The organism is Leisingera sp. SA32, from assembly GCF_056033425.1.
Genome location: NZ_JBVYHB010000027.1, coordinates 16,551 through 27,359, shown reverse-complemented (window position 1 = coordinate 27,359; position 10,809 = coordinate 16,551). Strand labels below are relative to the sequence as shown.

At 61.6% G+C, this 10,809-nt stretch carries 9 protein-coding genes; 3 read left to right on the top strand and 6 right to left on the bottom strand.

Features of this window, described 5'->3' with window-relative positions; translation table 11 throughout:
• The first annotated feature begins 193 nt into the window (after window positions 1-193).
• On the top strand, window positions 194-1,033 hold the full coding sequence (locus AC0IPL_RS21580; RefSeq protein WP_474277245.1) for a hypothetical protein: 840 nt from the start codon (window positions 194-196) through the stop codon (window positions 1,031-1,033).
• Between the two features lie 3 nt (window positions 1,034-1,036).
• Window positions 1,037-2,023, top strand: coding sequence for a nucleotidyltransferase family protein (locus tag AC0IPL_RS21575; RefSeq protein WP_474277194.1), 987 nt, complete (start codon window positions 1,037-1,039; stop codon window positions 2,021-2,023).
• Window positions 2,024-2,121: 98 nt separating this feature from the next.
• Here the strand turns inward: AC0IPL_RS21575 and AC0IPL_RS21570 are convergent, their stop codons facing one another.
• The 5 genes from AC0IPL_RS21570 to rfbF form a co-directional block, all read right to left on the bottom strand.
• Window positions 2,122-2,706, bottom strand: a complete 585-nt coding sequence (locus tag AC0IPL_RS21570) for a polysaccharide biosynthesis/export family protein (RefSeq protein WP_474277192.1) — start codon at window positions 2,704-2,706, stop codon at window positions 2,122-2,124.
• 200 nt (window positions 2,707-2,906) lie between these two features.
• Window positions 2,907-4,082, bottom strand: coding sequence for a class I SAM-dependent methyltransferase (locus AC0IPL_RS21565; protein WP_474277190.1), 1,176 nt, complete (start codon window positions 4,080-4,082; stop codon window positions 2,907-2,909).
• Window positions 4,079-5,254 (bottom strand): class I SAM-dependent methyltransferase, encoded by a 1,176-nt coding sequence (locus tag AC0IPL_RS21560; protein WP_474277188.1) that lies wholly within the window; start codon window positions 5,252-5,254, stop codon window positions 4,079-4,081. Before AC0IPL_RS21560 ends, AC0IPL_RS21565 begins: the two co-directional genes overlap by 4 nt.
• Window positions 5,251-7,593 carry an NAD-dependent epimerase/dehydratase family protein gene (locus tag AC0IPL_RS21555; RefSeq protein WP_474277186.1) on the bottom strand — a complete coding sequence of 781 codons (2,343 nt, stop codon included), beginning with the start codon at window positions 7,591-7,593 and terminating at the stop codon, window positions 5,251-5,253. The genes AC0IPL_RS21560 and AC0IPL_RS21555 overlap by 4 nt, the downstream gene beginning before the upstream one ends.
• A 2-nt stretch (window positions 7,594-7,595) precedes the next feature.
• Entirely contained in the window at window positions 7,596-8,372 is a 777-nt protein-coding gene (gene rfbF / locus AC0IPL_RS21550; RefSeq protein WP_474277184.1) for a glucose-1-phosphate cytidylyltransferase, read from the bottom strand.
• A gap of 541 nt (window positions 8,373-8,913) precedes the next feature.
• Here rfbF and AC0IPL_RS21545 point away from each other — a divergent pair.
• On the top strand, window positions 8,914-10,149 hold the full coding sequence (locus AC0IPL_RS21545) for a right-handed parallel beta-helix repeat-containing protein (protein ID WP_474277182.1): 1,236 nt from the start codon (window positions 8,914-8,916) through the stop codon (window positions 10,147-10,149).
• A gap of 412 nt (window positions 10,150-10,561) precedes the next feature.
• Here AC0IPL_RS21545 and AC0IPL_RS21540 read toward each other — a convergent pair whose 3' ends face one another.
• Window positions 10,562-10,801, bottom strand: coding sequence for a hypothetical protein (locus tag AC0IPL_RS21540; protein ID WP_474277180.1), 240 nt, complete (start codon window positions 10,799-10,801; stop codon window positions 10,562-10,564).
• Between the last annotated feature and the right edge of the window lie 8 nt (window positions 10,802-10,809).

Below are 10,809 nucleotides of genomic sequence, written 5' to 3'. Positions count from 1 at the left end.
ATTTCTGCCACATACACAAAAACTCTTCTATGCATCTGAAATCACAGTTGCATTATGGCCCCGGCTGGTTGACGGACTAACCATTTCCGAATTCGTTTCATCGGCATCAACCGACGGTGCCAATGGCCTGCAGAATTTAACCGAGTTGCTGAATTCAGGAGCCGTCCGCTATCTGGCTCCGTGCTCCGGACCCGTGGCGATCACATCCCGCCTGTGCCTGTCAATTGACGGGTTCACAATCGGAATTTCCTGCACCGGTGAAAAAACGGCAGAGATGGTGCGCAACCTGTTCGACCACCTCCTGGTGCCGACCGCCCCCACCCCAAATCAACTTGTCCTTGTCGAGGAGACAGCGCGGGTCGGGCTTGCCTGGGCCGGTGAAGACCCGGACTGGCACCGCTGGAACGAAATTGGTGCCGCGCTGAAGTTCCTGCTGACTACGCTGGTCCTGGATGCCGCGCAGGATCCGGTGCTGCACACGGCGACCGTTTCCGCCGATGGCCGGAACATGCTGCTGTGCGGGGCCCCCGGCCGCGGAAAATCGACCTTATCCGTTGCGCTGCAGGACGAAGGCTTCAGCCTCGAAGGGGACGATCTGGCGGTGCTGCGCAGCGGTGGCCAGGTGATGGCCCTGCCATTTCCAGCCACGTTAAAATGCGGCGCACTGCCCCTTCTTGCGTCCCGTCGGCCAGAGCTTGAAACCCGACCAAGCTATTTGCGGCCGGACGGCAAGGTGGTCCGCTACATTGCGCTGGCCGCGGGCCAATGTCCGCCGCGGCCTGTCCGCTGCGTGCTCTTTCTTCACAGACAGTCGGATGCAGCGGCCGGGCTGGAGCCTGTCACCGCTGAGGAGGAGATCATCCAGATGATGCTGGGATCCTGCTGGTCCCAGGACGACAGCCTGTCGGGCGATGGTTTTGAATCCCTGGCTGCCCTGGTCGGCACCGCGCGGTTCTTCCGGGTCGGCTTTGACGGTCTTGATCAGGCAGCCGCCTTGGCGCTAGAGGCCTGGCGCCGCGCAGGGAGGGGCTGATAGATGCCCGTATTTCCTCCAAATGCTCTGGTCGATTTTTCCGAATGCCTGCGGGGACGGGTGCCCCGGAACTCGGATTGGGAACGGATTATCGGTTGCGCCAATGAAAATCTTGTCGGCCCGCTGCTGTACAGAAGGCTGCTCCGGTCCGGTCAGGCCGCGCAGGTCGACCCTGAGGCGCTGAGTTACCTCGCCTCGGTCAATGCCGCCAACAACACCCGCAACAGCATGTTGAAAGCCCAGCTTGACGAGGTCCTGACAGCTCTGACCGCAGAGGGGCTGGAAGTCGGCCTGATGAAGGGGGCGGTCAATCTATTTCAGGCCGCGGATGCCGCCGACGTGTCGCGGATGTCCTTTGACCTCGATATCGTTACGAATCCGGATCAGGATGCCGCTGTCGAACGGATCCTGAGCAGCATCGGCTACGAAAAATTCCCGGACAGCCAAAACCAGTATTCGCTGGGAAGCTACTTCCGGGCGGATGCCGCCGGCGCATTGGACATACATCACAAGATCCCGGAGCGCTATTTCGGCGCGATCAGCGCGCGCGACATGGAAGAGCAAAGCCGTCTCGTTCCGTTTGGAGAGGGGGCCGTGCGGATCCCCAATGCGAATTTGCGCCTGATGACCAATTTGGCGCATGACATGCTGCATGACCGCGGTGTGTTCTCGGGGTTTGTTCACCTGCGGTACCTGAACGACCTGATTGAGCTGTGTTCAATTCCAGACGATCCCATCGACTGGCGACTGGTCGAGGAAAAATTCCCGACTTACCGTTTCAAACTCGGGCTGGAATTGCAGTGTCGCATAATCCGGCAGCTGTTTCCCGAAGCGGCTTTTCCCCAAGGGCCGCGCAGCCCGCTGGGCTGGGTGCTACACCAGCGCAGGTTGCTGAGATCCCGGCATCCGGTCCTTGCCGGGCTGGAATGGAAGATGATCCTGCGCCTGCGACAGACGCGCTTCTGGCTGTGGCTGCGCCAGTCAAAATAAGACCCCGAACAAGACCGCAGATTCGGCCGCGCGGGTGATCCGGCAGGGCGCCCTGGACCGGGCCCGCCTCTGCCGACTGGCAGAGGCTTGGCGTCGAGTTATTCGAATAGGCGCCGCTGCGGAACCACGATCACATCCCCAGGCGAAAGCACCGTGCTGCCGGAGATGCCGGAGCCACCATTTGTGCGGTAATTGTAGAGATAGATCTTGTCGCCCCGGCGCAGCTGAATGCGCTTCTCGGCAGCAAAACGGGTGAGGCCGCCAGCTTGGGCAAGGGCCTGAAGCAGGGTTGTGCTGCGGTTTGCCTCCAGCATGCCCGGGGCGGTGATTTCTCCCATCACATAGACGGGGCGGCTTCTGCGGATGGCGGTTCCCCGCGCCACCGGTTCAGCCAGCGTGTCTACCGACACAAAAACCCGCGGCTGGGCGGCAAAGTTGGGCGTCAGGGCATTTGTCAGATCACTCCTGATCTGCTCGACCGTCCGCCCGGCTGCGGCCACGCCGCCAGCCATCGGAAAATTGATGGACCCATCCGGCAGAACAAGAGCGCTGCGGTTCAGGTTCTCATCCTCCAGCACCTCGATGCTCAGCGTGTCGCCGGGTTTGATCTTGTAACCGGCTTGCGCCTGGACTGCTGCAGTCACCAGCAGCGCCGTGAAAAAACTGAACATAAACTTGAACATAGCAGACCTCCCTGAGGGCAAAGAAAGTGATAACAGATATCTGCGGCCTCCCCGGCCTGTTGCACCGGATCCGGTTCCGCACAGCCCCCGGGAAATCAGGGCGGCACTTTGATCCTGTTGATCCTCATGCATGCTCTCCATGGTAGCATTATCATACTTTAGATTGTTAAGGCATCGATGCGAAAAAACCGCCCCTTCCCCTACCCGGCGATGATTGCGAATTCCGGCCACAAGCTTGCGGCCTGAACCTGGGCGATGATTTCGTCCTCATACAAAGCGTTCGAGATCAGCACCATAGAGGGCCGGAGACTGACGAGCTGCTCCGGCGCGATCACCGGCAAGGCGACACCCGGAACCATCCTCTGATGCTTGCGGGTGTTCAAATCAACAAACGCCCTCAGGGACTTCGCCGCCTCCCCCAGGGCATTGGCGAAGGTGATCCCTTTTGAGCCGGCGCCCCAGATCACGATGTCACCGTCATAGTCCTGCAACCTGTCGCGCCACCGCTGCAGTTCCGCACGCGCCGCCTGTCCAAAGGCTTTGGCGGATGCGCAGATCTCTGCGGCGCCCGGATCCAGATAGCCCGGCTCCGGTTCGACCGGGACCGCTTCGACCATCAGGAACTGGTTGCCATAGCCGGTGCGCACGGACACCGGATCGAAGCCGGTCCGCCGGAACAGGGCGGTTATGGCGGGTGCGCTCCAATAGCCCACATGTTCGTAGATGACATCCCACATCGACACCGCATCCAGCATCCAGCCGGCATTCGGCACTTCGAAATACACTGGCACATCCCGGCCCCCGATGGCCCGACGGATATCGTGCAGCAGGGCAACCGGATCCTCCAGATGCTCCAGGACATGGCGGCAGAGGATCGCGTCAAACGGCCGGTCCAACTGATCGGAGCAGAAGTATTCGCCGACAATCTCCACAGTGTCGCGGGCGGTGAAGGGCGTGGCTACCCCCGCCATGGAGGGATCAAAGCCGGTGGCCGATGCCACGCCATTCTGCGCCATCAGGTCCAGCATATGGCCGTCGCCGCAGCCGACCTCGATCACATGTTTTCCTTCCAGCCCGTGGTGCGCCACCAGCCCGGCTGCCAGCTCCTCGGCGAAGGTTTGAAACCTGGGTGAGAAATGCAGCGCGTTCTCGTAGCCGGGCGCATAGATCATGCGCTCAGGCTCAAAGGCGCAGTTCCAGATGAACCCGCAATCGGAGCAAAGCTGCAGATCTACGGTTCCGGCAGGCGCCGCCCGCGCCGCCGCCCGGTCCGGCCACAGTTGGTTGCAGATCACCGGAACGCTTTCCAGCTTAAAGATGGCTTGGGCCTTCTGCGCGGCGCACAGCGGGCAAGCTATGGTGCTCCCGGATGTCATACCGCAACCAGCTCTGGCGTCAGGCCCATTGCGGATAATTGCGCCCCGATTTCGGCCAGGTAGACCGGGTTCATGACAATCACCGTGTCGGGTGGCGTCTCCCGCAGCTGCTCTGGGGCGCTGACGCGGTGGCCGGTGACGGGCAGGTATTTGCCCTGTTTGAACGGGTTGATGTCGACGACCTGCGCCACCTCCGCCCCAAGATCGTTTGTGGTCAGGAAGGACACGCATTTCGACCCCCCTCCCCAGATCGCCACCCGCTTGCCGGCGCCATGCCGAGCCCGCACGAAGTCGGTCCAGTGGCGCCGGACCTCGGCCACCTTCTGCGGAAAGGCCGCGGCAAGGGCGCGCACCGTGTCCAGGTCGTCCTCTTGCGGCAAGGCCGGGCGTCCTGCCGCGGGGGCTGCGTATTGAATGATGTATTGCCCCTCATAGGCCAGATACAGCCGGGTCGCATCCAGGCCCGCGCGCCGGAACAACCGCGCGTGGCTGCCTTGGGTGAAATAGGAGCAATGCTCGAAATAGATGTCCCAGAAGGCGCCCTCCTGCAGCACCCGCTGAACATCCGGGGTTTCGAAAAAGACACCGGCACAGGCTTGGTCGCCGATGACTTGCACAATGTCCTTCAGGAACCGGCCCACATCGGGAATGTGCTCCAGGGTGTGGCGGCAGACGACAAAATCCGGCGGCGCGGCGATGGTGCCCGGATCAAAGAATTCACGCTGAAACGTGATCTCCTGCCCTGTTGCTCCGGGCAGCCGTTCCGGGATGAAACCGGGATCAACCCCCAGCCCGATGGTGCCGGACTGGCGGGCGAGCTCCTGCAGGAACTCGCCCTTGCCGCAACCGATTTCCAGCGTGCGCTTGCCCTTCAGGTCGTAGAGGGAGGCCACCTCCGCCGCGAGTTCCCGAGCAAACCGGTTGAAGGTGCCGGAGAAGTGCTGGCTCTCCTCGGTGGTGGAGGCATAGTCGACACGCGACAGCTCGAACACGGAGTTGAAGACGAAACCGCAGCTTTCGCAGAACATCAGCACCAGCGGATGGCGCGGAAACCGCCGGGCCTTCTCGGCAGTCTCCAGCAGGATGCAGCTTTGCACCGGGATCGCCTCAAGCCGGTAAATCTCGGTGAGGTCCCGGCCGCTGCAGGCCGGACAGGCGCTCTTGCCGCTCATCTGCTGCTGTCCTGTTCCGGCGCACTGACAATTTCGAGATTGGGGATCGGAACCACGAACTTCCCTCCCGTCTCAAGAAAGGTCTGCTGCTGGCGGATGATTTCATCGCGGAAATTCCACGGCAGGATCATCACGTAATCCGGCCTGTCCTCCATCAGCTTCTCCGGCTCGTCGATCCGGATCCGCACGCCGGGCATGTATTTGCCCTGCTTGTGGATGTTCTTGTCGACGGCATAGTCGATGGCGCGATCATTCAGGTTCAGGAAGTTCAGCATGATCGTGCCCTTGGCAGCGGCGCCATAGGCGGCGATGCGTTTGCCGTCAGCCTTCAGCGTGCCCACCAGCTTGCGGGCTTGGTCGCGAAAGGCGCGCACCCGCGCGCCGAAGGTCTTGTAGTAATCGTAGCGATCCAGCCCGAGGTCATGCTCTTCGGCCAAAATACCCTGCACCGCATCCGTAACAGCCTTGTATTTGTTGAAATAGAGCCGCAGCGAGCCGCCGTGGATCGGCAGGCGGCGGACATCGTTCAGGTACAAACCGTGCCGCTCGAACAGCGCCTTGGCGGAGCCGACCGAGAAGTAGCACAGGTGCTCGTGGTAGATAGTGTCGAATTCGATGAAATCGATCATGTCGCGGACATAGGGGAATTCGACAACAATGGTGCCGTTGTCCGCCATCAGATCCGCCATCCCCGCCACCAGGTCGTTCTGATCCGCGACATGGGCGACCACGTTGTTAGCGATGATCACATCCGCCCGCTTGCCCTGGGCGCGCAGATTGGCAGCCACGCGGGTACCAAAGAAGTCGACGACCGTCTCGATCCCCTTTTCGCGGGCCGCCGTGGCGGGTCGGCTGGCGGGGTCGATCCCCAGGACCTGGATGTCCTGCGCCTTGAAATTCTGCAGCATATAGCCGTCATTCGATGCAATCTCGACCACTAGGCTGTGCGGCCCCAGATCGTGCGTGCTGATCAGCTCCTGCGCATTCTCCCTGGAATGCTTCAGCAGATCCTCGGAGTAGGATGAGAAATAGACGTAATCGTCGCCGAACATTTCCTCGGCCGGGCGGGTTTCCAGCAGCTGCACCAGCGTGCAGCCCGGACAATAGCCCAGCCGCAGCGGCACCAGGGTGTCCTTCTGCGACAGGCCCGCCGCCTCCAGCAAGCCGTCCGACCGCGGCATCCGCCCCAGATCGAGGATCGGTTCCAGCCCCTTGTGACCGCAGGAGATGCACTGCGCCCTGGTGCTGTCGGACGAAAACACCGATTGCTCTGTGCCCTGGGCCTCCTGGCTGCGGGCGGCTTCGCCTGCGGGGGTATGTGTCAAGGTGACATCGATGATCCCCTCGGAAATCAGCTTCTTGATGTGGCCGATGCGCTGATAGCGCGGCCCCTCAAACGCCTCCAGCGTCAGTTTCTGCGCCTGGTAGGCTTCATAAAGCGACCGCGCGCCGCGGCGCGCATCCCATTGCGGCTTGAACTGCGGCATGACGCGCCGGATCTTGTCGCAGTTCACCCGGTAGGAGCGCTTGTCCGGCCCGGCGCCCTCGGCAAAGGTAACCTCGCAGCCCGGAACCACATCGGCCACAATCTCGGCCAGCTCGCGGATCTGGTAATTGTGCTCCGTCACCCCGACATTGAACGCCTCGTTGCGGATCTCTTCGACCGGCGCCTCAAGCGTTGCCAGGAAGGCGCAGCTGATATCCTCGATATGGGTGATCGGCCGCCAGGGCGTGCCATCCGATTTCATGTGGATATTGCCGGTTGTCACCGCCCAGGCGACGAGATTGTTCAGCACCAGATCGAACCGGATGCGCGGGCTGACGCCATAGGCCGTGGCAGAGCGCAAAAAGGTCGGGCAAAAGCCGTCATCGGCCAGCTCTGCCAGCGCCAGTTCTGATTTCACCTTGCTTTCCCCGTAGGGGGTGACCGGGTTGAACGCACCGGTTTCGTCAATGAAATCGGCGCCCGACGCGCCATAGTTCGAGCAGGAGGACGAAAACACAAACCGCTGCACCCCGGCGGCCTTGGCAGCGCGGGCCACCTTCATGGTGCCTTCGAAATTTATGTCATAGGTGGTTTGCGGGCGGAAATCGCCCAGCGGATCATTTGACAGCGCGGCCAGATGCAGAACCGCATCGAACCCCAGCAGGTCCGCAGTCTCTATAGCCCGGATATCCTTGAGGATCATCGGCACATGCGGCATCTCACCGCCCGGAGCAAAGGTACAGCGTTCGTAGAGATCGCTGTCAATGCCCGCCACTTCATGCCCCGCCGCCATCAGCATCGGGGTCAGAACGGTTCCGATATACCCCCGATGACCAGTCACCAATACACGCATGCTCACTTCTCCCAAACCGCCCAGGGGCGTTCACCGGAATCCCACAGCTTCTGCAGAATGTGCTTGTCGCGCAGCGTGTCCATCGCCGCCCAGAAACCATCGTGGCGATAGGCCATGAGCTGGCCGTCCTTGGCCAGATTTTCCAAGGGCGCGTGTTCGAACATCACCATGTCGCCTTCGATGTAGTCGAAAACCTGCGGCTCCAGCACAAAGAAGGCGCCGTTGATCCAGCCCTCGGCTGTCTGCGGCTTTTCCTCAAAGGCCGTGACCTGGTCGCCGTCAAACCGCATATGCCCGTAGCGAGCGGGCGGGCGCACCGCTGTGACGGTTGCCAGCTTTCCGTGATAGCGGTGAAAGGCCAGCAGCTTGTCGAGGTCCACATCGGAAACCCCGTCCCCCCAGGTCAGCATGAAGGTTTCCTTGCCGAGATGCGGCTGCAACCGCTTGACCCGGCCGCCGGTCAGCGTTTCGTTGCCGGTTTCAATCAGGTCGACAGTCCAGGGAGCATGCTCCTGGTCATGGCGCACCACCGGATCGGGGCGGCCCATGTTGACAGTGATACTGCCGGCCAAGGTTCCGTATTCGGCAAAGTACCGTTTGATATAATCTCCCTTGTAACCAAGAGCGACGGCGAAATCGTCATACCCGTAACGGGAGTATAACATCATAATATGCCAGAGAATGGGCATCCCGCCGATCTCCACCATCGGCTTGGGCCTGACTGAAGTTTCCTCAGCCAGACGGGTCCCCTTGCCCCCGGCAAGAATAGCCACTTTCATAAAACTTCTCCTTTGATGGAGTTACTGGAAACACTGGTACTGTGGTCGGGCATGGCGCGCAGGGGTGCTGCCGAAAACCGCCGTGCGGCTGCACCGACACGCCGACAGGGCGCGCGCTTTTCTGTTTTTGGAGCGGTGAACAGACCGCAATACTGGCAGCGGGCTGAACCGGAGCAATGTCTTCCGGCATGTCGCAAGACAGCATACGGATCAATCTCGACCTTGGCAGAACCACTTAACCCCCCGGGAGGGGCAGAATATTTGCCCCCTTGGTCGGAACGGTAATCCGAAACCTTCACAAGTAAAGGCCGACACTGGCCGCTGCGCATTTCAGCCTCAGCCTGGCGCGACCGCCGCGCAAGACCTCCGCACCGCAGCGCCAGAACCGCTGACCTTTTGCCGTATCGCCCGGCTGCGCTATTTTTAACCAGTTGAACATGGCCTGACCGCAGCGGAGCAGGCAATCGCGCCCCGCTGCGGTCAGGCCTGCGTGTCGGCGATCTGCAACGCTGCATCCGCTGCCGGAAGGAAAGGAATTTCGATGCCCTATTTTTCAACCCGCATCGGCATCGCCATCATCGGCACCTTGCTGGCTGGCGACATTCTGGCCGCGGGTTCTGACGCAAAGGACGTCCGCGCTCTGCCCTTCTATTCGTCTGATTTCGGCTGGTCCGCGGGTCAGGATGTCTCCAGCGCGTTTGCGTCCCTGTTGTCGAACAAAACGTTCAAGGCCGGGGACACGCTTGTTCTTGAAGATACCTACAAGATCTCGGGGTCGAACCTGCGGCTACCGGAAAACTTCACCCTGACCGCAACCAAAGGCGCAGGCCTGGATGTGCGCACCACCTCGGCCGCCGACACCTCGGCGCTGTTCAACCTGTCCAGCGGCGTGACCGTCAGCAATGTCACCTTCGACGTGGTGAACGCGCCCAGCACCGGCTACAGCGCCGCCAACCCGGTGCCGGGCAAGGATTACCACACCAAGCGCGTGCTGGTCGTCGACGGCGATGGGGTCACCGTCGAGAACAGCGCTTTTTCCGGCAATGTCTCGATGCATATCGACGTACAGAACGGCGACCGCTTCAGCCTGGACCAGAGCTCCTTCGATGGCGGCTTCTACCAAGTCCGCATCGTCGGCGGCGATGACGCCACGGTGACCGGCAGCCATTTCCGCAATTCTCTGGGCGACGGCATCAAGACCACCGCCACCCCCAGTGGCGACGGCCCCGAGCGGATGACGGTCGAAGGCAGCCTCTTTGAGGGCAACAACCGCGACGGGATCGATACTGCCGGCGGTTTCAAGGACGGCAAGGTGCTGAACTCGGTGTTCTACGACAACGGCGTCAGCGGCATCGACATCAAGAGCCTGTACAAAACCAGCACCGATTTCGACCCCAGCAAGCAGAACCACAATATCCGTATTTCCGGCAGCGAGTTCATCGACAGCCCCAATGGGGTTGTTGTCACCGTGCTCAACCGCAGCGGCCTGCTGGACGCGCACAACGCGCATCTGATGCCGCATGACATCACGGTCAGCGCCTCGGTCTTTGAGAACACCACGCCCGCCAGCACTCGCGCCTTCCTGATCAAGGATGGCTATGACATCCGCTGGGAGGGGATCAGCCTGCTCGGCAATGTCAGCGAGATGCGCTTCCTCGGCGCCGAGGCGCCCAGCCCGTCGGGCAGCAATCTCGGCGGTGATGTTGCCGAAACCGGGAGGCCCAGGCACCGGACCGACGCGGCGACGTTTCAGCCGGGTACGGGTCCCCTGCCCTGATCACCAAAGCCGACTTCCCCCGAATCGCGCCTCCTCAAGTTGCAGTCCTGCGCAGCTTCACCGGGGGTTCGGCTCGTGATGGCCATGCAGACGCCCGCCAAGCCGACGCAACTGGTTTGGACCACACGTCAGACAATCACGGCCCCGGCGCGCATAACTGTCTGGAGGCAGCCCGGCCACGCTGGTATTATTCCGGTGCGATCCGAGCCGGCCTGCGGATCCAATAGGGCTCGATAACACAGAAACCGGGCACTTTTCCGTATTATCGAGGCGGGTCAACTTGCAAAACCCCGATCCTGGAAGTTTCCGGGGCGAACGCGGCCCCTGTCCCCCAAACGCAAGAAAGCGGACCTGCGCAGGCCCGCTTTCCGCAATCTCACACGCTGAGCCGGTGCAACCGGCCCGCCGCCGATCAGTTGGTGGTGGTGGTGGTGGTGGTGGTGCCAACTTCGTCGTCGTCGTTGGTCACAACGCCCAGCACAACCAGGCCGGCCAGCGCACCTGCGATAGCACCGGCGCTCAACCCGCCAAGACCGCCAAGGCCAGTAGTAGTGGTGGTGGTGCTGGTGGTCGCGGTGGTTGCTGTCTGAGCGGAAACGGCGGTGGCCGAGGTCAGGGCTGCCAGCGTCAGGGCAGTCAGTAGATGTTTCATTGTCATAC